At 48.7% G+C, this 26,988-nt stretch carries 24 protein-coding genes; 17 read left to right on the top strand and 7 right to left on the bottom strand.

Translation table 11 applies throughout. From position 1 onward, the window contains the following. Positions 1-475 precede the first annotated feature (475 nt). The 5 genes from PCH02S_RS30410 (at position 476) to PCH02S_RS30390 (ending at position 3,994) form a co-directional block, all read left to right on the top strand. Positions 476-805 carry a PadR family transcriptional regulator gene (locus PCH02S_RS30410; RefSeq protein WP_127457852.1) on the top strand — a complete coding sequence of 110 codons (330 nt, stop codon included), beginning with the start codon at positions 476-478 and terminating at the stop codon, positions 803-805. Between the two features lie 13 nt (positions 806-818). Then, entirely contained in the window at positions 819-1,685 is an 867-nt protein-coding gene (locus tag PCH02S_RS30405) for a pentapeptide repeat-containing protein (protein WP_127457851.1), read from the top strand. 18 nt (positions 1,686-1,703) lie between these two features. Further along, positions 1,704-2,474 (top strand): ABC transporter ATP-binding protein, encoded by a 771-nt coding sequence (locus PCH02S_RS30400; protein WP_127457850.1) that lies wholly within the window; start codon positions 1,704-1,706, stop codon positions 2,472-2,474. 1 nt (position 2,475) lies between these two features. Continuing rightward, positions 2,476-3,243: an ABC transporter permease gene (locus PCH02S_RS30395; protein ID WP_127457849.1), complete on the top strand. Its 768-nt coding sequence runs from the start codon at positions 2,476-2,478 to the stop codon at positions 3,241-3,243. A 130-nt stretch (positions 3,244-3,373) separates the two neighbouring features. Continuing rightward, a complete protein-coding gene (locus PCH02S_RS30390; protein ID WP_127457848.1) occupies positions 3,374-3,994 on the top strand; it encodes a carbohydrate-binding family 9-like protein in 621 nt (206 codons plus the stop codon). Positions 3,995-4,169: 175 nt separating this feature from the next. Here the strand turns inward: PCH02S_RS30390 and PCH02S_RS30385 are convergent, their stop codons facing one another. Continuing rightward, positions 4,170-5,369 (bottom strand): ornithine--oxo-acid transaminase, encoded by a 1,200-nt coding sequence (locus PCH02S_RS30385; protein ID WP_127457847.1) that lies wholly within the window; start codon positions 5,367-5,369, stop codon positions 4,170-4,172. A 443-nt stretch (positions 5,370-5,812) separates the two neighbouring features. Here PCH02S_RS30385 and aspA point away from each other — a divergent pair, with 443 nt between their 5' ends. Continuing rightward, on the top strand, positions 5,813-7,231 hold the full coding sequence (aspA, locus tag PCH02S_RS30380; RefSeq protein ID WP_276563048.1) for an aspartate ammonia-lyase: 1,419 nt from the start codon (positions 5,813-5,815) through the stop codon (positions 7,229-7,231). A gap of 62 nt (positions 7,232-7,293) precedes the next feature. Here aspA and PCH02S_RS30375 read toward each other — a convergent pair whose 3' ends face one another. The 4 genes from PCH02S_RS30375 to PCH02S_RS30360 form a co-directional block, all read right to left on the bottom strand. Further along, positions 7,294-7,983 carry a DUF1361 domain-containing protein gene (locus PCH02S_RS30375; protein ID WP_127457845.1) on the bottom strand — a complete coding sequence of 230 codons (690 nt, stop codon included), beginning with the start codon at positions 7,981-7,983 and terminating at the stop codon, positions 7,294-7,296. A gap of 121 nt (positions 7,984-8,104) precedes the next feature. Further along, positions 8,105-9,022, bottom strand: a complete 918-nt coding sequence (rocF, locus tag PCH02S_RS30370; protein ID WP_127457844.1) for an arginase — start codon at positions 9,020-9,022, stop codon at positions 8,105-8,107. Between the two features lie 157 nt (positions 9,023-9,179). Then, entirely contained in the window at positions 9,180-10,412 is a 1,233-nt protein-coding gene (locus tag PCH02S_RS30365; protein ID WP_127457843.1) for an aminopeptidase, read from the bottom strand. A gap of 68 nt (positions 10,413-10,480) precedes the next feature. Then, on the bottom strand, positions 10,481-11,254 hold the full coding sequence (locus tag PCH02S_RS30360) for a helix-turn-helix domain-containing protein (protein ID WP_246069311.1): 774 nt from the start codon (positions 11,252-11,254) through the stop codon (positions 10,481-10,483). A gap of 163 nt (positions 11,255-11,417) precedes the next feature. On the opposite strand from PCH02S_RS30360, the gene PCH02S_RS30355 reads away from it, so the two are divergent. The 3 genes from PCH02S_RS30355 to uxaC all read left to right on the top strand — a co-directional run bounded on the left by PCH02S_RS30355 (position 11,418) and on the right by uxaC (position 14,846). Then, the gene (locus PCH02S_RS30355) at positions 11,418-12,227 is read left to right on the top strand and encodes a phytanoyl-CoA dioxygenase family protein (protein ID WP_127457841.1); all 810 of its coding nucleotides are present in this window, start codon (positions 11,418-11,420) and stop codon (positions 12,225-12,227) included. A 161-nt stretch (positions 12,228-12,388) separates the two neighbouring features. After that, positions 12,389-13,321, top strand: a complete 933-nt coding sequence (locus PCH02S_RS30350; RefSeq protein ID WP_127457840.1) for a VanW family protein — start codon at positions 12,389-12,391, stop codon at positions 13,319-13,321. Positions 13,322-13,445: 124 nt separating this feature from the next. Further along, a complete protein-coding gene (gene uxaC, locus PCH02S_RS30345; protein ID WP_127457839.1) occupies positions 13,446-14,846 on the top strand; it encodes a glucuronate isomerase in 1,401 nt (466 codons plus the stop codon). Between the two features lie 560 nt (positions 14,847-15,406). On the opposite strand, the gene PCH02S_RS30340 is transcribed toward uxaC, so the two are convergent. Continuing rightward, positions 15,407-16,228 (bottom strand): helix-turn-helix transcriptional regulator, encoded by an 822-nt coding sequence (locus PCH02S_RS30340; protein WP_127457838.1) that lies wholly within the window; start codon positions 16,226-16,228, stop codon positions 15,407-15,409. A 158-nt stretch (positions 16,229-16,386) separates the two neighbouring features. On the opposite strand from PCH02S_RS30340, the gene PCH02S_RS30335 reads away from it, so the two are divergent. Genes PCH02S_RS30335 through PCH02S_RS30325 form a run of 3 tightly spaced genes read left to right on the top strand, consistent with a single transcriptional unit; the run spans position 16,387 to position 19,429 of the window. Next, on the top strand, positions 16,387-17,670 hold the full coding sequence (locus tag PCH02S_RS30335) for a Gfo/Idh/MocA family protein (RefSeq protein ID WP_127457837.1): 1,284 nt from the start codon (positions 16,387-16,389) through the stop codon (positions 17,668-17,670). A 22-nt stretch (positions 17,671-17,692) separates the two neighbouring features. After that, a complete protein-coding gene (locus tag PCH02S_RS30330; protein ID WP_127457836.1) occupies positions 17,693-18,733 on the top strand; it encodes an alpha/beta hydrolase family protein in 1,041 nt (346 codons plus the stop codon). A 36-nt stretch (positions 18,734-18,769) separates the two neighbouring features. Continuing rightward, positions 18,770-19,429 (top strand): DUF1273 domain-containing protein, encoded by a 660-nt coding sequence (locus PCH02S_RS30325; protein ID WP_164819793.1) that lies wholly within the window; start codon positions 18,770-18,772, stop codon positions 19,427-19,429. Between the two features lie 12 nt (positions 19,430-19,441). Here the strand turns inward: PCH02S_RS30325 and PCH02S_RS30320 are convergent, their stop codons facing one another. Continuing rightward, positions 19,442-20,305: a LysR family transcriptional regulator gene (locus PCH02S_RS30320; RefSeq protein ID WP_127457834.1), complete on the bottom strand. Its 864-nt coding sequence runs from the start codon at positions 20,303-20,305 to the stop codon at positions 19,442-19,444. A gap of 138 nt (positions 20,306-20,443) precedes the next feature. Here PCH02S_RS30320 and PCH02S_RS30315 point away from each other — a divergent pair, with 138 nt between their 5' ends. The 5 genes from PCH02S_RS30315 to rhaB all read left to right on the top strand — a co-directional run bounded on the left by PCH02S_RS30315 (position 20,444) and on the right by rhaB (position 26,988). Next, the gene (locus PCH02S_RS30315) at positions 20,444-21,325 is read left to right on the top strand and encodes a DMT family transporter (protein WP_127457833.1); all 882 of its coding nucleotides are present in this window, start codon (positions 20,444-20,446) and stop codon (positions 21,323-21,325) included. 93 nt (positions 21,326-21,418) lie between these two features. Next, complete coding sequence (locus PCH02S_RS36780; RefSeq protein WP_268598000.1) at positions 21,419-21,547, top strand: hypothetical protein; 129 nt, start codon at positions 21,419-21,421, stop codon at positions 21,545-21,547. 621 nt (positions 21,548-22,168) lie between these two features. Then, a complete protein-coding gene (locus PCH02S_RS30310; RefSeq protein ID WP_127457832.1) occupies positions 22,169-24,238 on the top strand; it encodes a bifunctional aldolase/short-chain dehydrogenase in 2,070 nt (689 codons plus the stop codon). 33 nt (positions 24,239-24,271) lie between these two features. Continuing rightward, on the top strand, positions 24,272-25,492 hold the full coding sequence (rhaI, locus tag PCH02S_RS30305; RefSeq protein WP_127457831.1) for an L-rhamnose isomerase: 1,221 nt from the start codon (positions 24,272-24,274) through the stop codon (positions 25,490-25,492). Further along, on the top strand, positions 25,486-26,988 hold the full coding sequence (gene rhaB / locus PCH02S_RS30300; RefSeq protein WP_127457830.1) for a rhamnulokinase: 1,503 nt from the start codon (positions 25,486-25,488) through the stop codon (positions 26,986-26,988). Before rhaI ends, rhaB begins: the two co-directional genes overlap by 7 nt.

Below are 26,988 nucleotides of genomic sequence, written 5' to 3'. Positions count from 1 at the left end.
AAATAGGCTTTTTTTCGCAAGGAGGGGAACTGACGTCCTCTATTTGTCCGTTTTCTTAAAGAAAACGGGATTAGGCGTTCAAATAAGGCCTGGTAGTTCCGCTTGAACGCTGAAACGGCTTAATTTGTTAGAATAGCGCCCTGTAGTTCCTCAAGGTGGCCTGCCAGCCAACTTATTTCTCGTATGACGATGCCCCCTCCGCCAAATGTCTCAGTAACGCTGAATTTTTAGCAGCGTTGGGTGTTCCCACCCCAAAATACGCTCCTACTGGTCACTTAACAAGCTAAACTACGGAGGGAAATTAACTCCTCCAACGATTCCTTTCTCCCTAACGCAGAACTACAGGGCTCTATTTCACCGAAATAGGCCTTTTTTCATGTTTGTATGAAATTATCCTAGGCAAAGTATTTAATTTAAAATAGTACCTTGACAGTCATAGTAGTATGCTTTATTATGCAGATATGGAGGTGATGACATGAGCGAGAACAAGATCACATCCGACCTGCTTCGCGGACATACGGATAGAATGATTTTACGGCTCTTGTCTGAAGCTGATCGCTACGGTTATGAGGTTGTCAAACTGATCGCCGAGCGCTCAGGGGGCGAATACGAACTGAAGGAAGCGACGATGTACGCCAGCTTCCGGCGGCTCGAGGCCGACTTGGATATCGAGTGGTACTGGGGCGATGAAACGCAAAGCGGACGTCGCAAGTACTTCAGGATTACGGAAAAGGGCAAAGCCACTTATGTCCGCAACTTCAACAATTGGGAATATGCCAAACGCGTGTTAGAAAATTTATTATAAGGAGATTGATACGATGAATACGAAATTAACGAACTATTTGAACGGTGTTTTCACGCCATACGACGGAGTCAAAAGCGTTAATGAATTAAAGGCGGACCTGCACTCCGATTTGCAGGAGCGCTACAGAGAGCTCAAAGCTGCGGGAAAGGACGATGAAACCGCATTAAAGATGACAATCGAAAGCATCGGAGATATCGAGGAAACGATTTTGGAGGTTGCCAACCTTTCGCGTTCGTTGGAACGGCAGGTGTTGATTAACTTCAGCGCAAGCAACTTGGCGAATAGCGATTTTGCAGGCGTTACGGCCCACAAAGGACAGTTCAAAGGCAGCGCGTTACGCGGTTCTGACTTTGCGGGGGCGGATTTGACTGGCAGTACGTTTAAAAGCAGCGACGTAAGAGAAGCCAATTTTGACCGCGCAAACCTGACGGACTGCAGCTTATCCACGCTTGACCTGACAAATGCAAGCTTTCGTAACGCCATCCTTGTTCGAACCAATTTCAGCAAGTCGGGGCTTGACGGAGCCAAATTTACAGGATCAAGATTGACCGACGTGACGTTAACGATGACCGATCTTAGAAAAACCGTTTTTGAAGGTTGTTCATTTGATGGGGTTGATTTCAAGTACACGGATCTGACTGGACAATGTTTTGACGGGCAGACGTTTATCGGCGTTAAATTTGACAAAGCAGCCTTAAACGGTGTTTCGTTCAGAAACGCAACACTCAAGAATGTGTCTTTCTTATCGGGATTTACCTTGTCTAAGAAGTATTACAGGGCTATCCAAAGCATCATCTTTGACGGCGCTGCGATGGATAAACTGACTTATGCCGCGCTTAAAGGGATGGAAGCCAATTTGTCCAAAGTGACAGTCATTTAAAGGAAGGGAGGGATTCTGATGCAGACCACGCATAGCAAACCCATTCAAGTAAAAGGATTGACGAAATCCTACAAGGAGCATCAAGTGCTGAAGGGTGTAGATTTTGAAGTGGAAAAGGGCAGCATATTCGCCCTCCTTGGCTCCAACGGCGCCGGCAAAACAACGGTTGTCAAAATCCTCACGACACTGCTCAAACCGGATGGCGGATCCGTCGTCGTTGGCGGACTCGATGTCGTGACAAAACCTGATCATGTACGGCAGGTGATCAGTTTGACCGGGCAGTTTGCCGCGGTGGATGAAATTTTGACGGGCCGTGAAAATTTGATCATGTTTGCGAAGCTGCGCTATCTCAAGGATCCGCGGCAGGTTGCGGATGACTTACTCAGGCGCTTAGGCCTGACCGAAGCGGCCGACCGCAGGGTGGCTACTTATTCCGGGGGGATGCGACGCAGGCTGGATATTGCCTTAAGCCTTGTGGGAAAACCACAGATCATTTTCCTTGATGAACCAACCACAGGGCTTGATGCCGAAGCGCGCATCGAAGTTTGGAAAATCGTTAAGGAGCTTGCGGATGGTGGCACGACAGTACTCCTTACCACGCAGTATTTGGAAGAGGCTGAGCAGTTGGCTGACCGAATTGCCATTTTGCATGAGGGCAAGATTATCGCCAGTGGCACACTCTCGGATCTGAAACAGCTGTTCCCAACCGCAAAGGTGGAATATGTGGAGAAGCAGCCGACACTTGAGGAGATTTTCCTGGCTATCGTCGGCAAAAAGGAGGAGAAATAAAATGGAGACGGTAAAAAATCATTTTTTCAGCGATATCAGCGTCATGCTTGGGCGCTCCATGCGCCATATTTTCCGCAGCATGGACACGATCATCACGGTGACCATCATGCCGATCGCGATGATGCTGCTGTTTGTCTATGTGTTAGGCGGTGCCATTCAAACCGGAACGGATAACTATGTGAATTACCTTTTGCCCGGTATATTATTAATCGCAATTGCCAGCGGGGTGTCCTACACGGCTTACCGATTATTTATCGATGTGCAGCGGGGCATCTTCGAGCGGTTTCACACCATGCCGATCGCCCGTTCCACCGTACTGTGGGGGCATGTCATTACTTCGCTGGTATCCAACGCGATCTCCGTTATTGTCATCCTTCTCGTCTCGCTGCTTATGGGCTTTCGTTCCTCCGCAGGCTTACTGCCGTGGCTTGCCGTTGCCGGGATACTTGCCCTGTTTACGTTGGCCTTAACTTGGGTCGCAGCGATAGCTGGACTGTCCGCCAAAAGCGTTGACGGCGCCAGCGCCTTCTCCTATCCGATTATCTTCCTGCCATTCGTCAGCTCGGCTTTCGTACCAACCGAGTCGATGCCGACCATCGTTCGTATCTTCGCAGAAAATCAACCCGTGACCTCGATTGTAGAAGCTATCCGCGCTTTGTTGTCAGGCCAGCCTTTGAATAATGATATATGGATTGCGCTTGCGTGGTGCGTCGGAATTATGTTAGTGGCCTATATTTTTGCTATGAGGGTTTATAAAAAGAGAATATGAACAATTTTACCGCCGTCAGGCGGTTTTATTTTGTTAATGGCACACACGCACACTTTACCTATTGGCATCAATGTAAGAAGATATTAATATTGGTTACAAGGATAAATAGCAAAGTGAGGAACGAGCCGGAATGAGATACGAATGCCAATACATAGCTGATGAAAAAATACGTATTCCTTGGGATGAAATTCCCCGGGAGAGGCTGTACGATGTTGTAACCGGAGCCACTCCTCGTTTGGAAACGCAGTTTCGGGCATGCTGGACTGAGGAGGCCTTGCATATCCGGTTTGAGTGTGAGGACGATCATATTGTGGCGACGATGGAACGCCGTGATGATCCGATCTATGAGGAGGACGTTGTGGAAGTGTTCCTTGACCCCATGGGTACGGGCAAAGTTTACTACGAATTCGAACTGAGCCCGCGGGGCATTGAATTCGATGCGTTGATTCACAACAACCTTGACGGGAATAAAAAAGTGGATGTGGCTTGGGACGCTAAGGGCTTACGTACGTCTGTCTCTGATGGGGCAGAGGGGTGGAAGCATTATGAGCTGCGAATTCCTTTTGCCGATTTAAGGGAGGGACAGGAGCAAGCGCAAGTTCCGCGGCATGGTGCCGAGTGGGGCTGGAATGTATACCGCATCGATGACGATACGGAAGGCAAGCGGCATTACTGGGCCTGGTCTCCGACCGGTGCAGTCAATTTCCATATTCCGCAGCGTTTTGGGACGCTCGTGTTTGTGAAAAAATAACAAAAGCTCCGACTTCCTCTTACGGGAAGCGGAGCTTTTTATTTAGCGGAACTACTGCCGCTATATAGCGAGAATAGCGGCTAATGGCAGCTATGCGGGAACTGTGGTCCGCTATTCCAGCATCACCCCAAAAGTTCCCCAATGTGTGATTTCCTCGACGATAATCAGCTTCAGCTCAAGCGCCAGTCAGCACTTCATGCACATGCTGCCAAGCCCAATCCAGCTCCTCCCGGGTAATGGTTAACGGAGGAGCAAAACGAATGATGTGCTCGTGTGTCTCCTTGCACAACAGTCCCTTCTCCTTCAGCTGTTCGCAGAAAGGGCGGGCCGGGACCTTAAGGTCAATACCAATGAACAGCCCGCGCCCGCGAATCTCCGCGATCAGCGGCGACTGAATTTCCTGAAGCCGCTTCAGGAAATAAGCCCCAAGCTCATCCGAGCGCTCTGCGAGCCGCTCGTTTTCGATCACTTCCAGCGCCGCGATCGCGACGGCGCAGCCGAGCGGGTTCCCACCGAAGGTGGAGCCGTGGGACCCGGGCTCGAACACCTCAAGGACCTCGCGATCTCCGGCCACGGCCGAGATCGGAAAGACACCGCCGCCGAGGGCTTTGCCCATGATGTACAGGTTCGGCGTGACGCCTTCCCAGTCCGTGGCGAAGCGGCGGCCCGTACGGCCGAATCCGGTCTGGATTTCGTCCGCGACGAAAAGCACGCGATTCGCTTGGCATAGCTCATAACATTCCCGCAGGTAACCGTCCTGCGGGATCACGATGCCGGCTTCGCCCTGAATCGGCTCGAACAAAAACCCGGCTGTATGCGGTCCAATGGCCGCCCGAAGCGCCTCCACATCCCCGTAAGGAATGATGCGGAAGCCCGGTGTGAAAGGTCCGAAGCTGCGCTTGTACTCCGGCGATGACGAGAAGGAAGTGACCGTCACCGTGCGCCCATGGAAATTCCCTTCACAGACGATAATTTCCGCTTGATCTTCCGGAATCCCTTTGACGTCGTAGCCCCAGCGGCGGATCGCTTTGACCGCCGTTTCGACCGCTTCGGCACCGGTGTTCATCGGCAAAACCATCGGTTTATTGGTGTAATTCGCTAATTTTTCATAGAAAGCTCCGAGTGTTTCGCTGTGAAAAGCTCTTGAAGTCAAGGTGACCTTCTCAGCTTGTTCATGGAGCGCTTTCAAGATATGGGGATGACGATGCCCTTGATTCAAAGCCGAGTAAGCGCTAAGCATATCCATGAAGCGGTTGCCGGCCGGATCTTCGACCCATACGCCTTCTGCTTTGGAAATGACGATAGGCAGCGGGTGGTAATTATGGGCTCCGTACTTTTCTGTTTTTTCAATGATCAAAGAACTTTTTGTGTCCATAAGTATTCCTCCTTGGAGTGCAACCTGGCCAAACGTGTTTTGATACTTATATTGTCGCACAATGCGAGTTTGTAATCTATTGTATTCTTCTGGTTATAAGGATGCTCATGTGCGGGCATAAGTCTAAGATGGTTCAATATTCGGGCAGCGTATTTTACGGGAATGTCCTTGCATCGGCCGACTGCGAGCATATATAAGTAGAGAAAGGTAATATTATTTGAAGAATACTAAAACATTTCGATTTATGAAAATGCTTTCATTTTCGCATAAATTTATTACAAGGCGTGTCAGATATTGCAGGAATATGGGCAGGAAGGCGCGAATAGTTCTGATAACCACTTCACATTACGGTGGTCAATTAAAATCCATCCCTGAAGGATGCTGTTAGAACACCTACTTCGCGATCAAGCAGTTACTTTAATGAAAAAGGAACGGTGTGTACGATGAGTATTCGCATTGAAAAAGATTTTTTAGGTGAAAAACAAGTTCCAGCCGAGGCTTATTACGGCATCCAAACGATGCGTGCCCTTGAAAATTTTCCAATTACAGGCGTAAAAATTCATGCAGAACTTATAACGGCGTTAGCAGAAGTAAAGCGAGCGGCAGCTCTGGCGAATATGGAAACCCATATGCTGCCTAAGAAGATTGCTGAGCACTTGGTAAAAGCAGCTGAAGAAGTTAGAGAGGGCAAACTTTTGGATCAGTTCATCGTAGACTCTATCCAAGGGGGAGCTGGAACTTCCATTAATATGAATATGAATGAAGTACTGGCCAATCGGACGCTGGAGCTGATGGGTGAGGAGAAAGGCAGTTACTTTCACTGTAATCCAAACAATCATGTGAATATGTCGCAGTCGACGAATGACGTCATTCCTACTGCGATCAAAATTGCTGCCTACCGCTTATCCCAACAGTTAATCGAGACGATGATCTCGCTGCAGAGCGCTTTTGCCAAGAAAGAAAAGGAATTTGATGATGTGATAAAAATGGGAAGAACGCATCTTCAGGATGCTGTTCCGATTCGTCTTGGACAAGAATTCGGCGCCTATGCACGTGTCTTGCAGCGTGATATTAATCGGATTCGCCAAGCTTCATCGGGGCTTTTGACGGTGAACATGGGAGCAACTGCCGTAGGGACGGGGCTGAATGCGAAGACGGAGTATGTTAATCGCGTGATGTTTCATTTGAAAGATGAGTGCGGAATCCCGGTTGAGAATGCCGAGCATTTGGTTGACGGCACGCAAAACATGGATGCTTACACAGAACTCTCTGCGTCTTTGAAGGTTTGTGCCGTGAATCTGTCCAAAATATGCAACGATATTCGTCTGATGGCTTCAGGTCCTCGGGCAGGTCTAGGGGAGCTGAAATTGCCGCCAAGACAGCCAGGGTCCTCGATCATGCCGGGCAAAGTGAACCCTGTTATGCCGGAGGTTGTAAACCAAGTGGCCTTCCAGGTGATCGGGAACGACCATACGATTTGTTTGGCATGTGAAGCAGGCCAGTTCGAGCTTAACGTCATGGGCCCTGTACTTGCGTTTAACTTGCTGCAATCCCTCAAAATATTGCGCAACGCGGCGGATGTTTTCGAGCGCTTCGCCATCGAAGGTCTGGAAGCGGACCGCGACCGGTGCCGCACCTATGTCGAGCAAAGCTTCGGCATTGTTACGGCTCTGAATCCGCATCTGGGTTATGAGGTAGCCGCGCAGCTGGTTAAAGAGGCCGTGCGCACAGGCATGACGCTGAAAGAGCTGATTCTGGAGCGCGGATTGCTGACTACAGAGGAGATTGAAGAAATCCTCAATCCGATTCAGATGACGACGCCGGGCATTGCCGGCGAAAGACTGCTGCATCCTGCCGACTAAGCCAGGCTGGAACGAATAAAACGCCCTCAACTCATCGAAATGATGGGCTGGGGGCGTTTTCGTTATCTTTTATATACAACTACCTTGGAGCTGCCTATGCCGTTGATTAGCAAATAGAAAGTTGTGTACATGGCAAGGATGACAAAGCCGACTAGCACGCAGAAAATAATTGCTTCTTTGTGTATGCTCTTTTGCAGGGTGTCTACGATATCCAGACTCAACAGAGCATCCCAGCTGTTCAATCGATATTCTCTGCCCAAGAGAATGCCATATCCGCTTAGCAGCGAGGTTAGAATCATGAGGAACCATGAGAGGATGCGGCCCCAATGCTTCATCAAAATGAGATGAATCATATACATGGAGCTGCAGCCAAGCAATAAGCCATTCCACGCATATAAAAAAATGGTGAAAAAATCATTCCAAAAGCTCATGTTCCAGGCTTTTTTGGTTATGTATAAGTCCTTCAAAAGCGTTAAATGGATGAAATCGGTTATGATGTACGGGGCATTCGGCAGGAATAAAAGCCAGGCTAGCCCAAAGATGAAGGTGAGTAGATGGACGGCAACCGAAGGTCGGCGCAAATGTAACAAATAAGCCAACAAGGCGAAGAAATTGGGGATCCAGGCAAGGAATAGATTCCAATTCAGGAATTCAAAATACGTTTGGTTTTTGAAGATCAGGTAGATGCCAATTGTGGATAAGGAAAGCAGGGCGAGTAAAAGCTGCAAAACCCAGTGATTTATCGTTTTCATGCAATCTCCAATCCTGTGTCCGTCTTGTAAGTCATCTATATTTTACCAATTAAACCTGCTTGCAACAAGCACAAAAACCCGTATTCCTAGTAAAGGATACGGGTTTCAGATCGGGTTAAGGCTATAGAATTTGTTTCCCCAGCAATGAACTAATGAGGCCGACCGCCAGCTGCGAAGTTTTGTTGTTATCGTCGAGCAGCGGATTGACTTCAACGAATTCCGCGGATGTGACGATGCCTGCTTCGTGCAGCATCTCGACGGCGAGATGGGCTTCGCGGAATTGGAGTCCGCCTTTGACCGCTGTACCGGTTCCCGGGGCTTCAAGCGGGTCTAAGGAATCAACATCAAAACTGACATGAACGCCATCTGTTTTACCGCTTATATAAGTAATGGCATCCTGCATCACAGCAGCCATCCCTTTGCGATCGATATCATGCATGGTATAACATTTGATGCCGAGTGAGCGGATCAGCTTTTTCTCGCCTTCATCCAGGGAACGCGAACCGATAAGGACGATATTTTCCGGCTTCACCTTGGCTTGATCCCCTTGAATGCCGGTTAACAGAGGGTGCCCCATCCCAAGGCTGATGGCGAGCGACATGCCGTGAATATTGCCGGACGGGCTCGTGTCCGCTGTATTTAAATCCGAATGCGCATCAATCCATATGACACCCAAATTCGTATAATGCCCGGACAAACCTGCCAATGTCCCGATCGCGATGCTGTGATCGCCGCCGATTACGAGGGGGAATTGGCCTTGTTCAGCTGCTTTCGAAACTTGCTCAGCCAAGCGAGTATTTATGTCTATCACTTCTGCTAAATATTTTAAATTTTTTTTATCCACCTCAGGTGGAAGAGGAGCTGCTGTATCGTTCGGAAGGCGTATCTCCGGCACTTGCTGAATCGTCATATTCATTTGCTGCAAGCCCCGCAACAAGCCTGCCTGGAAAATAGCTTTAGGTCCTTTACTAGCCCCGCGTCGGCCTGCTCCAAGATCAAATGGCACGCTAATCGCAGCAATCGTCGGTTTGGTACTCATACGATCAACTCCTCTTGTTTGGATGGGGTGCAAGAAATTCCGTCTACCTTCTGACTAACATTCCCAATTTGGTAAAAACCAATGCTCCTATACTATATGAAAAAAGAACCTTCCGTTCCACACCTATTGCGGGATTAGAAGGTTTCTTTAGTCTAATTTAAAATGCCCAGTTGCCTTTGCGGAAAATAGGCTCCACGCGGCCGTCCGCATGCTCGCCGTCAATATCCATGTCGGCCGAACCGACCATGAAATCAACATGAATCAGGCTGACGTTAAGCCCTGCTGCCAACTGCTCATCCTTGGACATGGCAGGCCCGCCCTCCACACAGGTAGGAAAAGCTCTTCCCAAGGCCAAATGATTTGAAGCATTTTCATCAAAAAGGGTATTAAAAAAGATCAGATTCGAATTGGAAATCGGTGAATCATGAGGAACAAGCGCGATTTCACCTAAATAATGGGCGCCCTCATCCATTTCGATCATCGCTTTCAGGGATTCAAACCCTACCTCGGCTTTGTAATCGACAACACGTCCGTTATCGAAGGTGATGGTAAAGTTGTCGATCAAATTCCCTTGATAACTTAACGGCTTCGAACTGCGCACTGTACCTTGCGTCCCTAGGCGATTCGGTGAAATAAACACCTCTTCCGTCGGGATATTCGGATTGAAATCGAAACCTCCCGTTCCGTTCGTTGCCGACCCGCCGCGCCAAATATGGTTTTTCGGCAGTTCGACCGTCAGCTCTGTGCCCGGGGCACGGTAATGAATTCTATGGAACTGCTTTTCATTGAGCTGTTCTCTTTTGCTGCGCAGCGTAGCGTTATGCTCGTGCCAAGTCTGCACAGGATTGTCTTGATCGACGCGCGTTGCTTTGAAGATTGCCTCCCACAGGGCAGCCATGGCCGCATCTTCATCCAAGTTCGGGAATACCTTGGAGGCCCAAGCAGGGGTAGGTGCTGCGGCAATCGACCAGGTCATGAGATAAGAGGACATGCTTTCTCTCCATTTTATCAACATAGGCCCAGCGGCTTTGGAAAATGCGGAAATGCGTGCTGGATCTACGTCCTTCAGCAGCTCGGGATCTGCGGCATCAATCAATAGATAAGCGCCGTTATTTTCCGCTAAATCGTTAAGTGCTTGAGCGCGCCAAGTGGGATACTCGTGAAAAGCTTCTTCTGGTGCATGCATATATTTAATTTGAGTGCTGATTTCATCTTGCCATTCTATATGTACGTGTTTGGCTCCCGCTTCATAAGCTTTCCGAGAAATGAGGCGTACAAGAGCCGGATGGAGAATGGGAGCATTAATCCACAGTGTTTGACCGGATTGGATATTCACACCCACGCGGACGATCAGTTCCGCATATTTATCAAGATTACGTTCAAAGGTCATAGAAATCCTCCTTTTTTCTATAGCTTGCTAGCAGTTTATCGTGGAGTTTATGAACTGTCAAATAATTTTTACCGTCGTTCTTTCATAAAGGTGCTAGGGTTCGTGCCATGCCATTTGCGGAATTGATTGGTGAAGTGATTATAGTTCTGAAAACCGACGTCATAACAAACGTCTGAAGCGTTTCGCTGCGTATGTTCAAGCAAGAGAGCGGCCTGCTGAATCCGCATGCGGTTCACGGAATCAATGATGGAATACCCTGTGCTGGCTTTAAAAAGATGGGCGAGCCGCGATGAAGAGAGTCCGACGCGCTGAGCTAATTCTTCGATGCGGACGGGTTCGCGCATTTGTTGGGACAAGAGATGGAGGACCTCTTCAATGCGAGGGTCCATTTTACGGCTTGTCTTCTGCGCCATGATGAGCAGGATTTCCCGCAAGGAGGAAAGGATCAGCTCAAACCAGTATTCCCCGCGTTCTCGGGAATCCTGCAGAATACGCCCGAAAGCTTGGTAGATGCGTTCCCGGAGCGACTCGCTTTCAATGGTGAGGAAAAGCTGCTCTTCTTTAGGCAGCAGATTCGTCTCTGCGAGGATGGAGGGAAAATGGGCCCAAACAAACTCCCAATGCTGATTTTTTCTCGTCCCGTAATGCTGCGGAGTTCCTGGTGCAAGCAGCGTGAGATCCCCCGCCCGGCAGCGTCTTTCATTCCCGCCAAGCTTGAAGTAGCCTTCGCCTCCCAGCGTGAAGCAGAGAAGCCAATCGTTGCGCCCTTCAGGGCGGATGGTGAAGTAGGAATCCGATTCATTGAAGTGCCCTGCCAAAAATGTGTTTGCTTCCGTATTCATGAACATCGTTCCTTCCTGAGCGCTGATGACTGCCATTAAACTGAGTATATCAGAAAATAGCAGAATTGTAGGATTTATTAGCAGCATTCTTACTTCTGCCAATACGCATTATTCGATATGCTGAATACATGGAAAACAACAGATCACTTGGAGGGAAGACAAGATGGCGAACACATTGCTTAAACTGACGGAAGAGCAAAAACAGCATTTTGAACGGGAAGGATATTTGATCGTAAAAGGCTTATTTTCTGTGGATCATTTGGCGGAAATTGATGCTACATTTGAAGAGATTTCGATGCAGGTGGTACCGGGACATTTCGAACCTGACTTGCAGGGAGATGGATCGGACCCTCTGAAGCGTTATCCGCGGGTTATGCATCCGCACCGTTTTAACGAGACTGCTAGGAAGTATATGCTGCACCAGCCGGTGATGGAGGTGTTAGCTGATTTGTATGAAGAGGAAGCACTGGCTGCGCAGAGCATGTTCTATTACAAACCGCCGGGCTCCCGCGGCCAAGCGCTGCATCAGGATAACTTCTACCTGCAAGTTGAGCCAGGCAACTGTATTGCCGCTTGGACAGCGATAGATGCTGCTGATGAGGAAAACGGCGGTCTGCTCGTCGTTCCCAAGACGAATACGCTGGATCTTTCTTGCCCCGATCTTGCCGATGCCAAAGAGTCGTTTACCACGCACTATGTAAAGCCGCCCAAAGACGAAAAGGCGATGCCTGTCGTCATGGAACGAGGCGACGTGCTGTTTTTTAACGGCAATCTCATCCACGGCTCGTACCGCAACAAAACGAAAGATCGCTTCCGCCGAGCGTTCATCTGCCATTATGCCAATGAATCCGCTACACATATTAGTCACTATTATTGCCCTTTGTACCGCCAAAACGGCGAAACTGTCGATCTGGAAAATAACCCGAGCGGAGGCCCCTGCGGAAATGAATTCGAAGCCGCTTATCCGCATTAAGGCGATGCTATAAACTTACAAACAAGGGACTGTTCCTTAGGCCAATCATTTGGTCGGGGGCGGTCCTTTTTTGCATTCTTTTTGACATTCCAGTCAGGAATTGAGTTATTTGGTATGGAAAATTTTCAATTGTTTACAATAGGGGAGGGGTGATTGATTAGATGATGCAGGGATGGATTGCAGGTCTCGTGCTTTTAATGCAAATGAATGAAATGACGGATCAGACAACCAAGGAAGGAAGTTCTCAAATTCAAGCGAATGTGCAGCGTGAGGCTTACCGACTTGATTATGTTGACGTGCCGTTGGTGAATAATGAGCGATTAGACCGTCTCATGACTGAAATGGAGAAGAAAGCGTACCGGAAACCCGTGAATGCGACAATTAGCGATGCGGGAGGGATTGTGAAAGAAATTCCAGGAGCACAGTTGAATCGGCGTGCTTTCGTGGAACAGTTTTACAAGCAGTTTTACAGTGAGGGGCCTATGAAATTTGATGTTCCCACGCTGCCTATATATCCGAAAGTAGATAGTGAACTGCTGGCTAGCATCCGTGTACATCCAATTGGCTATTATGTGACGTATTTTAATTCAAATAATAAGCACCGCTTTACGAATATTAAGCTTGCTACTCAGGCGATTAACAACTACGTGGTTCTCCCGAATGAAACGTTCTCTTTTAACCGGGTGGTTGGCGTTCGTACGCGTGGCAGAGGTTATATGCCGGCGAAAGTCATTGTGAGGGGAGAATTTTCTGAAGGGATTGGCGGTGGCATTTGCCAAACCTCCTCGACCCTTTTTAATGCGGTGGACCGGGCTGGCCTTACAATTGTAGAAAGGTACTCGCACAGCAGATCTGTTCCCTACGTACCTTCAGGGAGAGACGCGACGGTGAACTGGGGGGGGCCGGATTTTAGCTTCAAAAACAACTATAATCAGCCGATCCTGATCAGAGCGCAGGCATTGCCAGGCCGGGTCTATGTCAGTATTTACTCGTCGGAGTTGATTAATCATAAACCACGGCATGTTCCAGGCGCTTCCAAGACGATACCGGAAGAAATAACGGCGGGTGCAGATGCCGAGAATTCGAATCCATAGACTTTGAGAGGTCAATATATGCATATTTCGCAAAATTAAAGCAAAAAATCACAAGACTTCGCTTCCACCTTCGGCTAAAATAAAGGGCAGATCATTCAGGTCGAGAAAGGTGGAAAATTGCTTTATGAAAACGTTTTTAGATGAAAACTTCCTACTTACGAATCAAACCGCTGTTCATTTGTTCCACGAATACGCCAAAGATCTGCCGATTATTGACTATCACTGCCACTTGAGCCCTAAAGAGATTTATGAAAATAAACAATTCAACAACATTACGGAAGCGTGGCTTTACGGTGACCACTATAAGTGGAGAATGATGCGCGCTAACGGCGTTGAAGAGAATAAAGTAACTGGAGAAGCTAGCGATTATGACCGTTTCGTTGCTTGGGCAGGTACGCTGCCAATGGCGATCGGTAACCCGCTGTACCACTGGTCTCACATGGAGCTTCGCACGTTTTTTGGTGTGAATGACTTGATTAACGAGCAGAACGCACCTGCTATTTGGGAAAAAGTGAATGCGAAGCTGGCCGAAGGCGGTTCACGCGCCAGAGACCTGATCACGAATTCCAAAGTAACGGTCATATGCACGACGGACGATCCGGTTGATTCCTTAGAGTATCATATCAAAATCAAAGAAATCAAAGATTTCCACACGCAAGTGCTGCCGTCTTACCGTCCTGACAAAGCGCTCGAAATCAACCGAGCTACGTTCCTTCCTTGGATCGCTCTATTGGAAAAAGCGGCTGGCATTACAATTTCGTCTTACGACGATTTGCTTGCTGGACTTGAGAGCAGAGCGGAATTCTTTAATTCCGTAGGCTGTAAAGTGTCTGACCATGCTTTGGATTACGTGCCTTTTGCGGTGGCGACCAAAGAAGAAGTTGAACAAATTTTCAAATCGGCCTTGGCTGGCAACGCAGTTAGCTTGGAAGATGAAAAAAAATATAAAGCTTTCACTTTGCTGTTCCTCGGCGGCGTTTATAAAAAGCTCGACTGGGCGATGCAGTACCACATCAACGCATCCCGTAACAATAATGGACAAGCTTTTGCCAAACTTGGGCCGGATACAGGTTTCGACTCCATTAACGATAGCCCTGTAGCGAGCGCGCTTACTGGTTTGCTGTCCTCCCTGGCTGTTGCGGATTCGCTGCCAAGAACTATTCTTTACTCATTGAACGCGCGTGACAATGAAATTCTTGCTTCGCTGATGGGCAGCTTCCAAGGTGACGGAATCCCGGGCAAAATTCAGCTTGGCGCCGCTTGGTGGTTCAACGATACGAAAGACGGCATGGTTTCGCAGATGAAATCGCTTGGCAATTTCGGATTACTTGGCCGTTTCGTCGGCATGCTAACCGACTCCAGAAGCTTCTTGTCGTACACGAGACATGATTATTTCCGCAGAATCCTGTGCAACATGATTGGCGAATGGGTTGAAGACGGCGAGTTCCCGAATGACGAACCGCTGCTCAAGCAGTTGGTTCAAGGTATCTCCTACGATAACGCGAAGCAATATTTCGGGTTTTAAAAGAGAAAGGCCTCCACTTGTTACTTGTGGGGGCCTTGTTTTTTTGGGGTCGCGCTGCGGGGTGACCGGTGGTGATTGACCGTGGGCAGGGAGCCGCGGATTGTGAGCGAGCGGATGTTTGGTGCTGAGCATTGAACATCGAGCGTAGAAAATTAAGCAATACGTTAGACCTTAGTTCTTAGTCACCTGTCATCAGCCACTACCTCTAGCATCATCTTCACCAGTAGCCATAACGAGTAACATTACCGCCTCAGTCACCAGTAAACATAATTAGTAACATTACCGCCATCAGTCACCCGTAACCATAACCAAGTAACATGACCGTCACCAGTAGCAAATCCCCCCGGTCGCCTCCGTAAGCTGAAAGGGAACTATGATCCTCTATTTCGGTGAAACGGGCTGTTTTCGGGGCAAATGGGAACTACAGGGTCTTATTTCTCTTCTTGAACGTGAAATTCGGCTGAAAACATCAAAATAGAGGACCGTAGTTCCCTTTGATCTGCCAATTGACGATTTTGGGCAAATTAGCGACCCGTAGTTCCCTTAACATTGTCAGCCAACTACTGGATCAGCCGCATCAGCTTCCGGCACTCAAGCGGCGTCTGCGAGGTGACCTGCTTGAATACGCGACCGAAATGTGCGACGCTATCGAAGCCCGATTGCTCCGCAATGTGAATCACCTTCAGTTTCGTCTCTCTTAGCAGCCGCTGCGCTTCCCGAATCCGCACATTGTTCAAATATTCAACGAACGAGAATCCCGTCGTTTCTTTAAAAGAGCGGCAAAAATAGCTGGGACTAATATAAAAAGTCTCCGAGATCGAAGCCAACGTCAACCGATTCCGGTAATGCTCGTTGATATAAGCCACAATCTCAAATATTTTGGGATTGTGGGCTTGCGCTTGACTTTGAGCGGTGCTGATCCTATCCGTCATGCGCGAGCAGAAGATCAACAGCTGCGTAAACAGCGCGCGGCTGTTTAATTGCCAGCCGCCGAGCGCCTGCTGCTGCTCCCGGAGCAGTTGAAACAGCAGATTCTCAACCAGGGTACGATTCGTACCGCTCAGAGAGAATACATGCTGTTTTTGCACAAAAGGCACAAGCAGATGCTCGGAAGCATCTTCCCCAATGGAGCGAATCCATCGATCATCGAAGCTGAGCAAGATACGCTCATGAGCCTCCGCATCGGCATTTCGCGTTTTGTGCAGTTGATTTTTATCAATGAGAACGAGGTCGCCCTCTTGAATGAGATACGAACGGTCTTGTATAAAATAGTAGCGCTTGCCACTCAGCAAATAGTAGATTTCATAATGATCATGGAAATGATTCACCTGCATGGAGTAGGGCCGATCTCTGCGCAGTCTTTCGATTTCATATTGGATCACAACGGACACCTCTTCAATCAAATCAAACTAAATGTACTGTTATTATAGCAAAATATGCAAGGATTGAAAGACATTAGATAAGATTTGATTAGAAACACAGCAAATATTGTATTAATCTTGATGTAAGAAAACTTATTCTCGAGAGGGGCTTACCGGTTATGAAAAAACGTTATGCAGTCGTTGGCACCGGAGGACGTGCTGAATTTTTCTATGGCGCTATTGTAAGGGATTTCCAAGATACATCTGAGCTTGTCGCAATCTGTGATATCAATCAAACAAGAATGGACTTTACAAACGGTTTGCTGCAAAAAAAATACGAATACAAGGCTGTGCCAACTTATAAAGCGCATGAATTCGAAGAGATGATCCGCAGAGAAAAGCCGGATTATGTGATTGTAACTTCCGTTGATCGCACGCATCACACCTACATTATTAAAGCGATGGAGATGGGTTGCGATGTCATTTCGGAGAAACCGATGACGGTGGACGAAGAGAAATGTCAAGAGATTCTAGATGCTATCAAGCGGACAGGACGCCAGCTTCGCGTAACTTTCAACTACCGTTATGCCCCGCACAATACGAAAATCCGCGAGTTAATCATGGATGGAACAATTGGCGACGTGCATTCCGTGCATTTCGAGTGGCTGCTTAACACCCAGCATGGAGCGGACTATTTCCGCAGATGGCACCGGGATAAACGCAATGGCGGCGGTTTGCTTGTGCACAAATCGACGCATCATTTCGATCTCGTGAATTTCTGGTTGGGAACTCGTCCTGAAACTGTATATGCAATGGGCGGATTGATGTTCTATGGTAGAGAAAATGCTGAGAAACGCGGCGAAACCAAGTTCTACCAACGCGCGACAGGCAACGAAAATGCGAAGGACGATCCTTTTGCACTGCATTTGGACAAAAACGAGCACCTCAAAGGCCTATATTTAAATGCGGAGCATGAAGACGGCTATCAGCGCGATCAAAGCGTTTTCGGCGACGGTATTAGCATCGAAGACACAATGGGCGTTATGGTCCGCTACAAAAATAAAGCGATTCTGACATACTCTTTGAACGCCTATATGCCATGGGAAGGCTTCAACGTGCATATTAACGGCAGCAAAGGCCGTATTGAAATGAAAGTTGTTGAGCAATCCTACGTAAACTCCGGCGGCAAAAAAGAAGACGAAGGTGCTTTGAAGGAGAAAACAATCAAAGTATTCCCTATGTTCGCAGCGCCGTATCAGGTTCAAATCGAAGAAGGCGTTGGCGGTCACGGCGGCGGAGACCCTGTGTTGCTGCGGGATATTTTCGAAAAAGCATCGGACGATCGCTTCCAAAGAGCTGCTTCGCATGTAGATGGCGCAATGTCCATCCTTACAGGGATCGCAGGTAACATCTCTTTACGCACAGGACAACCTGTGGCTGTAGATAAACTGGTCACTTTTTAACAAATGAGGGTGAGGCGACTGTATGTGGAATCCAGATGCTATCATGGAGAATCTCTATCTCTCCTACGAGCAGAAACGTCTGGCGCAGATGAGGGAAGAGAGTGCTGAACAGACCCGGGAAAGGCTTAAGCAAGGGCTGGCCAGTTCTTTGGACATAGGGCTGATGACGAAGGATGAGCTTCGCCCTGTTCTTCTCGAGCGTATCGAACGGGATCATCATATTCAGGAACGAATCGAATTTGGGACGGTGGCGGGATTCCGTGTCCCTGCTTACGTGCTAATTCCCAAGGGTAAAAAAGAGCGTTCAACCGCCGTTCTTGCCCTGCATGGTCATGGCTACGGCAGCAGGCAGATTTCCGGTATGAACGCAGATGGCAGCGAAAATACCGGAGAACCGGATTCTCACGGCAATTATGCCCTTGAATTAGTGAAACGCGGCTTTATTGTGATGGTGCCGGAAATTATCGGTTTCGGCGATCGCCGATTGGCGGAGGAGCTGAAGGACGGGAAAGTCGGCAACTCCTCTTGCCAAGCGCTCGCTTCCCATCTGCTGCTGTACGGCATATCGCTGGCGGGGCTGCGTGTGCATGAAGCGGAGCGGGCCATCGACTATATGCTGACTCGCGAAGATGTTGAAGGTGACAGCGTAGGCTGCTTTGGCTTCTCGGGTGGCGCCTTAGTTGCTTCTTACCTGGCTGCGCTGGATGAACGCGTCAAGGCTACTGTGTTATGCGCTTTTGGGAATACGTTTAAGGGTAGTATTATGCATCTCCGGCACTGTATTGACAACTACTTGCCAGGCGCGTTGGCTTATGCGGAGCTGCCTGACTTGATGGCGCTGATAGCGCCACGATCGTTATTCATTGCTTCTGGCCGGCAGGATCGGATTTTCCCGATAACTACGACGGAAGTAGCGATCGAGCAATTGAAGGCCGAGTACACGAAAGCCGGTGCGGCTGAGCGGTTAGGATTCCATTTGTACGAAGGCAAGCATGAAGTGAATGGGAGCCAGGCTTATCCTTGGCTTGTTGAGGCCATGCGCAGAGAGCTGTCCGGTTGTTAACCGGCGGCTCTTTTTGCTTTCTATCGTTATCTTTCTATGCTACCCTGTAGGAAGAGTTATCAAGGTGGTGTGCTTCTTTTGAAAAGAATATTAGTGACAGGATATAAAGCATCAGAGCTTGGCATTTTTTCATTAAAACATCCAGGCATCTCAATTATTAAAAAAGCGATCCAAAAGCGGCTCACTCCGCTGATCGAAGAGGGACTTGAATGGGTTGTTGTAAGCGGCGGGTGGGGCGTCGAGCTGTGGGCGGCGGAGGCCGTTCTTGACCTTAGAGCAAGCACCTATCCAGAGCTCAAACTGGCTGTTATCACACCTTTTTTGGAGCAGGAAGAGAAGTGGAGCGACGAGAAAAAGAATAGCTATACGAGCGTTATAACTCGGGCAAATTACGTCAATAGCATCACAAAAACAAAATATGAGGGCCCTTGGCAGTTTAAGGAGCGGGACAAGTTCTTGCTGCGCAATTCGGACGGTATTCTTCTTGTTTATGATGAGGATACGGAAGGGTCTCCGAAGTTCATGAAACAGCAAGCGGCGCAGGTGGCGGCTCATCACGATTATCCCATCATCACAATTAACGCCAGCGATCTCCAAAATGTCGCCGAAGATGAACAGGATATGGAGCATGGCGATCCGTGGGGAGATATGGACACCTTGCATCCAAATGAGCCTGTTGATTATGAAGAAATTTGAGCGGCTTGCTGCTTACGCTTCCACGGCTCCCGGCAGCATGCCGACAAAAGCGCTTAATGAGCTGCTTATAAAAGCATCCTTGCGCATGATAAATTCCGTTTTAATAAAACGGTAATGCTGAGGAATCGCAAAAGTGCGGATTAACCCTTCCGCTTCATGCTTCTGAATGACGGCCTTTGGCATAAGCGAGATGCCTAATCCTGCGGAAATACCGCCAATAATGGCTTCCAGCATACCGAATTCCATCATGATCGGTTGTGTGATGCCAATGGACTGCAGCCACTGATCCAGAACGTCGCGATAGGAGCAGCCTGTGGTGAATACAAGAACTGGCTTCGTCAAGGCTTCCTGAAGGCTGGCAACGCCAGGACCCGCTGCGACGACCAATTCTTCTTCATACGCCTGAATGGACTGCAGATCAGGGTGCGTACAGGAACAACCGATGAATGCGCCATCCAGCTCATAGTGGAGAACTTTTTCAATTAGAAATTGCGTGTGTCCTGTTGTTAACGAGAGCTGCACATTCGAATGCTGCGCATAATAAGAGGCAAAAAGTTTGGGAAGACGTACCGCTGCAGCAGTTTGTGTGGAACCAATCAATAGCGGACCGCTGGGCTCGCCTGATGAAGAAAGTGCCACGACCGCCTCATCCAGCAGACCGACGATTTTATCCGCATAGGCTAGCAATGTTTTGCCGCTAGAAGTTAAGGACATGCCTCGATTATGCCGGGCAAAAAGGACCGTTTGCAGCTCAGATTCCAATTGTTGAATCCGGGCCGTGATGTTGGATTGTACATAACCGAGACGTCCCGCTGCTTTGGTAACGGAGCCTTCTCGGGCCACCATTTGGAACACTCGCAAATCTGAGCTTTCCATCGTTGTGAACCTCCTATGCGTGTTTTTGAATGTTTTTGATATCATTATTTATGATTTCAAGTATCTATAGTAATCATTATACATAATTCCGAGCCTCCTATACAATGAGATCATCTTGTTGATATGGAGGTTTTTATGATGAGCAAAATAAAATATATCACACTCATTATTGTCACGACCTTTGTTATGGGAGTCGCATTTCCTGTAGGCAAAGTCGGGCTGGATTATTCGACGCCGTTCTTTTTGATGGGTCTGCGCTTTGCTCTGGCAGGAGGCATCCTAGCGTTCATTGTAAGGAAGAAGCCACAGCCTGCAAATTTGAAAATGTGGGGAAAAGCGGGCTTGATCGGCTTATTGCAATCAGCGGGTGTGATGGGCTGCGCCTACTACAGCATGCACTGGATTAGCTCGGGCGAGTCTTCCATCATTACTTGTACGAACCCGCTGCTGGTGATTGTGTTAGGCACTTTCCTGACTGGAGCCAAATATCGAGGGCGGCAATGGCTTGGTGTAGCCCTTGGTTTTATCGGAGTCGTCGTTACCTTCGGATTACAACTGAACTTTCAGGCAGGCATGCTGATCGGTTTCCTCGGCGCCATATTTTTTGCCGCTTCTACACTGCTTATTAAACAGTGGGGAGCCGGGTTCGATATGACGGTGCTGGCTGCGTATCAAATGCTTGCGGGAGGCATTGCGCTTCTTCTTCTCGGCGCAGTGACGGAACATCCGCATTTTACATTCACGCCTATGTCCGTGGTCGTGCTTCTCTGGCTTATCATCATGGGATCGATTGTCCAATTTTGCCTATGGTTTTATTTGCTTCGCAGCGGAGATCCGGCCAAAACAAGCGCGTTTCTGTTCCTGGTACCGGTATTCGGGCTGCTCTCCAGCTGGCTGCTGCTCGGTGAAAAGGTTGCTTGGTATGTCGGTTTAGGTGGAGCTTTTATTTGTGTGGGGATCTTTTTGGTGAATTGGGAAGGGAAGGCCCGATCGGGAGGACGATTGGTGCGAGCGCAGTGATGGGGACTGTGCGGAGCATGCAGAAGAGTGGTTTCTATTGGATGAAATCCAATCAAATGGTGTAATTGTTGGTCGAAATGGAGCTCATGTTGGATGAATTCCAATGAGAGCATTCGCAAAGTCCAGAAAACAGTGGCGAGGTGGCAGCCTCACTGGATTTTGTCCAATGAGATTGCCGCTTCTGCGGCAAAAAGTGAACGCTCATTGGAATTCGTCCAATGAAAACTCAGGTGGATCTGCACTTGGGGAACTACAGGCTGTTATTTTGCAGAAACCGTGCATTTTTCAACTCCGAGGGGAACTACAGACCGTTATTTCGTTGTTATCTCCCGAGATTCGTGACATGGAGGCTGGACAAGACCCTGTAGTTCCTGATCAGGGAGAAAAAGCGTGTTTTTCTCCAAATAAGGGACTGGAGTTCCCTTAAGATAAAGTGGCAGGTGGCTGTATGGAGATAGCGACATGCAATGGTGGAAGGTTAGAAAAGTAGCTAATATGAAAGTCTGGCGAGCATGCCGCCAGGCTTTTTTTGACTTGTTTTTGGCAGACGAGGTGGCAGATGGTTGTATGGAGATAGTGTGTTGTGATGGTGGCAGGTTAGAAAGCAGCTAATACGAAAGTCTGACGGAGCATACCCGCCAGGCTTTTTATGATGTTTTCCGAGCTAGCGCCAGCCATCCCGCAAGTCTACCTGTCCAAAGAAAAACAAAAATAAAAAATAATGATTCAAAAATAAACAAAGATGTGATACGATGAATCCATCAAAAACAAAACACATCATGGGATGTGAAGAGGAGAGACTTTGGGCAGCGCCCAGAGATCCCTATACTTAGGAGGATACTTATGGTTGCGAATTTGTGGGAAGCAGAAAAGGCGAGTAACGTTGCAAAAGGCGTGGAGGAATTGGTTTACCGCTCCAATTTACTAGGAACAGACCGTGCCGTTGCGAACTGGGGTGGGGGCAACACTTCGTACAAAACCATCGAGAAGGATTTCCGCGGCCGTGATGTTGAAGTGATGTGGGTCAAAGGAAGCGGTTCCGACCTTGCGACGATGAAAGCAAAGAATTTCACAGGTCTGCGGATGGAAGACATTCGTCCTTTGTACGAAAGAGACGAAATGTCCGACGAGGAAATGGTTGCGTACTTGGTGAACTGCATGATCGACAGCAAGCATCCGCGTGCTTCCATTGAAACGCTATTGCACGCTTTCTTACCGTTCAAACATGTGGATCACACGCATCCGGATGCGATTATCTCGCTATGCTGCGCACATAATGGCCGTGAGCTGGCGAAAGAAATCTACGGCGACCGCTTCGTATGGGTACCTTATGTCCGTCCTGGCTTTACATTATCCAAAATGATCGCCGAAGGCGTAAGAAACAATCCAAAAGCTGAGCTAGTGTTGATGGAGAAGCACGGTCTGGTGACTTGGGGTGAAACGTCCGAGGAGAGCTACCTCAAAACACTTGCCATCATCAATGAAGCTGCAAGCTTTATCGAAGCGCGAGTTCAGGAGGACAACCTGTACGGCGGCTCCAAATACGAGTCCCTGTCCGATTCCGAGCGCAACGACATTTTGGCGCAAGTGCTGCCAACGGTTCGCGGTGCAGTAAGCAAAGAGAAGAAAATGATCCTGACAGTTGACAGCGCGGCCGATGTCTTGAAATTCGTTAACAGCAAAGATGCAGCTGTCTTGTCTCAAGTAGGCGCAGCTTGTCCGGACCACTTGGTTCATACGAAAATGAAGCCGCTGTACATCGACTGGAATCCGAATTCCCGTGATGCCGCTTCCCTGACGGAAGCTTTGCAGGCCGGTATTGCCGCTTACAAAGAAGAATACAAAACGTACTTCGAACGCAACAAAAATGAAGGCGACGTTATTTTTGAAACGGCTCCTCGCGTTATTTTGATCCCGGGAATCGGGATGATTAACACAGGCAAAAGCTGGGCTATGGCGCAAGTCAGCGGCGCGCTTTACCACCGTGCCATCTCCGTGATGAGAGGCGCAACAGCACTTGGAACTTTCGTTTCCTTGAGCGAAAATGAGTCTTACAACGTGGAATACTGGCCGCTTGAATTATACAAATTGACACTTGCCCCTGCAGAAGCGGAATTCTCCCGCAAAATTGCTTTCATCACTGGCGGCGCAGGCGGAATCGGCAGCGTAACGGCTCGTCAATTCCTCAAAGAAGGCGCGCATGTTGTGCTGGCTGACTTGAATTTGGAAGGCGCACAGAAATTAGCGGCCGAGCTGAACGAGCAATATGGCGAGAACAGAGCCATTGCGGTGAAAATGGATGTAACGAAAGAAGAAGAGGTAGAAGCGGCTTACCGCGATTCGATCCTTAGCTATGGCGGTATCGATGTTATCGTGAATAACGCGGGTCTTGCGACATCGAGTCCTTTTGATGAAACATCCCTCAAAGAGTGGAACTTGAACATGAACGTGCTCAGCACAGGATATTTCCTGGTAGCTAGAGAAGCTTTTAAAATTATGAAAAAGCAAAATGTCGGCGGCAGCATGGTATTCGTCGGCTCCAAAAACTCGGTATTTGCAGGTAAAAATGCTTCAGCTTATTCAACGGCAAAAGCCGCTGAAATTCACTTGGCGCGTTGCATCGCAGCAGAAGGAGGCGAATACGGCATTCGCGTGAACTCCGTGTTGCCCGATGCGATTCTGCAAGGTTCCGCGATCTGGAATTCCAACTGGCGCAATGAGCGCGCTGCGGCTTACGGCATCGAACCGGATCAACTGGAAGAGCACTACCGCAAAAGAACGACTTTGCTTGTTAACATTTTCCCGAAAGACGTTGCAGAAGCCATCGTGTACTTCTCATCTTCCAAAGCTGAGAAAACGACAGGCTGCATGATAACCGTTGACGGCGGCGTTCCAGCTGCTTTCACCCGCTAATCCGTTCCATACCCAAAAGGAGGCTATTATCCGATGAGTGATAAAGCATATGCACTGTTTGAAGAGCAGCAAGCAAATAGAGGTATTGATCTGGCAGCTGTAAAAGCCAAACTGAAAGCCCTCAAAGTAGAAACTCCATCTTGGGGTTACGGAGATTCCGGAACTCGCTTCAAAGTGTTCAAGCAAAACGGCGTGCCACGCAATCCTTTCGAAAAATTCGAGGATGCTGCGCAGGTTCATAAACTGACGGGTGTTTGCCCGTCGGTGGCGATTCACATTCCTTGGGACAAAGTGGACGATTACGCGAAATTGAAGCAGCATGCCGCTGATTTGGGCGTTTCGATCGGTGCGGTGAACCCGAATCTTTTCCAAGAAGATGATTATATCTTCGGAAGCGTGACGAATTCGAACGCAGCGATTCGCCGCAAAGCGACGGATCACTTGCTGGAGTGCGTAGACATCGCCAAAACCGTTGGTTCTGATGTCCTGAGCCTCTGGTTCGCAGACGGTTCCAACTACCCGGGTCAAGTTGACATTCGCGCTCGCAAAACATGGATGTATGAATCGCTCAATGAGATGTACAACGCAATGACGCCAAACATGCGCATGCTGATTGAATACAAATTCTATGAGCCTGCCTTCTACCACACGGATTTGGCGGATTGGGGCATGGCGTTCAACATGGCAAACAAGTTGGGTCCTCAAGCGGAAGTGTTGGTAGACACAGGCCATCACCCGCAAGGCACCAACATTGAGCATATCGTGACTTATTTGTTAGATGAAAATAAACTCGGCGGCTTTCACTTCAATTCCCGCAAATATGGGGATGACGATTTGATCGTAGGCTCCGTGAATCCATACGAATTGTTCCTGATTTTCTACCAAATCATTGATGCGGCGAATGATAAAAACCCGCAAATCCGCCAGGCTGCCAACAACATTGCGTATATGATCGATCAAAGCCACAATATCGAGCGTAAAATCCCTGCGATGCTGCGTTCTGTGCTGAACGTTCAAACGCAATACGCAAAAGCGCTACTGATTAACCTGGACGAAGTGAAAGACGCTCAAGAGCGCCAAGACGTTCTTGGTGCTGAAGACGCGGTTCGTAAAGCGTTCGAATTCGACGTCACACCGCTGCTGCAAGCCGTTCGCGAAGAAATCGGCGTTCCGGTTGATCCGATGAAAGCTTACCTGGAAAGCGGCTACGACGAAAGCATTAATGTGCGCGGCAAAGGCGGTGCGAGCTGGTGAGTAAACCCTCAAGCGTTCTGGCCTTTGATTTGGGAGCAAGCAGCGGCAGAGCGATCGTCGGACGCCTTGATTCTGAAGCGGGCCAAGTGACGATCGAGGAAATTCACCGCTTTCCAAATGATCCGGTGAAGGTGGGCGACCATCTTCACTGGGACATATTGCGCTTGTTTCATGAGTTGAAACAAGGCATTTTACAGACGAAGCAGCTAGGATATACGGATATTGAGAGTTTGGCGATTGATTCCTGGGCGGTAGATTTCGGTCTGCTTTCCAAAAACGGCGAGCTGCTGGGCAATCCGTATCATTACCGTGATCACCAGACGGACCATGCGATGGAAAAGGTGTTTGCAAAAGTTGGACGCGAAAAGCTTTATGCCAAAACGGGGCTCCAATTTCTGCAATTCAATTCGATTTTTCAGCTTGCTGCAATCAAGGAAAGAAATCCGGAATTGTTGGAACGAGCTGAAACATTGTTGATGATTCCAGATTTGCTCCGTTATTTCTTAACCGGGGAAAAGCATAGTGAATTCACGAACGCTACTACGACACAGCTCTTGAATGCCACAACGAAGGCGTGGGATGCGGAGCTTCTCGAACAGCTTGATCTTCCAGCCGGTTTGTTGCTGAACCCAGTACCTTCGGGCACACGAGTAGGAGCCTTAACTGCAGATATCTGCGCGGATCTTGATGTTGCTTCAATTCCTGTCATTGCCGTAGGTGAGCATGACACGGCTTCCGCCGTTGTGGCAGTTCCTGCGCTGGACGATCATTTTGCCTTCCTAAGCTGCGGCACTTGGTCTCTGTTGGGGACAGAAACGAAGGAACCTGTCTTAACGGAGCAAGCTTTGGCTTGGAACTTCACGAACGAAGGCGGCGTGTATGGCACGAACCGTTTGCTGAAGAACATCATGGGCTTGTGGCTAATCCAAGAGTGTAAGCGGACGTGGGATAAAGAAGGCAAAAACCTCAGCTTTGCCGCTCTCGTGAAGCTTGCTGAGCAAGCGAAACCTTTTCAATCTTTCATCGATCCTGATGACGACATGTTTCTTAATCCGCAGCATATGCCGAAGCAAATTCAGCAATATTGCCGGGATACGCAGCAGGTTGTTCCGCAATCCGAAGGTGAAATCGCCCGCTGCATTTTAGAAAGCCTGGCATTCAAATATCGGTTTGTGCTGGAATGGACCGAGCAGCTGACGGGTGTTACGTACCCTGGACTTCACATTGTTGGCGGCGGCATTCAGAATGAGCTGCTTTGCCAATTCACTGCGAGCGCTACAGGGCGCGAGGTTTGGGCAGGTCCTGTCGAGGGTAGTGCCTTAGGAAACCTTGTAGTACAATGGATAGCATTAGGGTATATCGCAAATTTGCGCGAAGCCAGGAAGCTGATTCGGAATTCGTTCCCGGTCAAAACGTACATCCCCGAGGATGCTGCGGGTTGGCAGGCGGCGTATGCAACATTTTGTCAGGTGGCGTCCCGATCGAGGATGAAATGA

This window comes from Paenibacillus chondroitinus NBRC 15376, from assembly GCF_004000765.1.
In the GTDB taxonomy this organism is placed as follows: domain Bacteria; phylum Bacillota; class Bacilli; order Paenibacillales; family NBRC-103111; genus Paenibacillus_E; species Paenibacillus_E chondroitinus.
The sequence above is the reverse complement of the archived record's forward strand: the minus strand, read 5'-3'. Positions and strand labels throughout refer to the sequence as shown.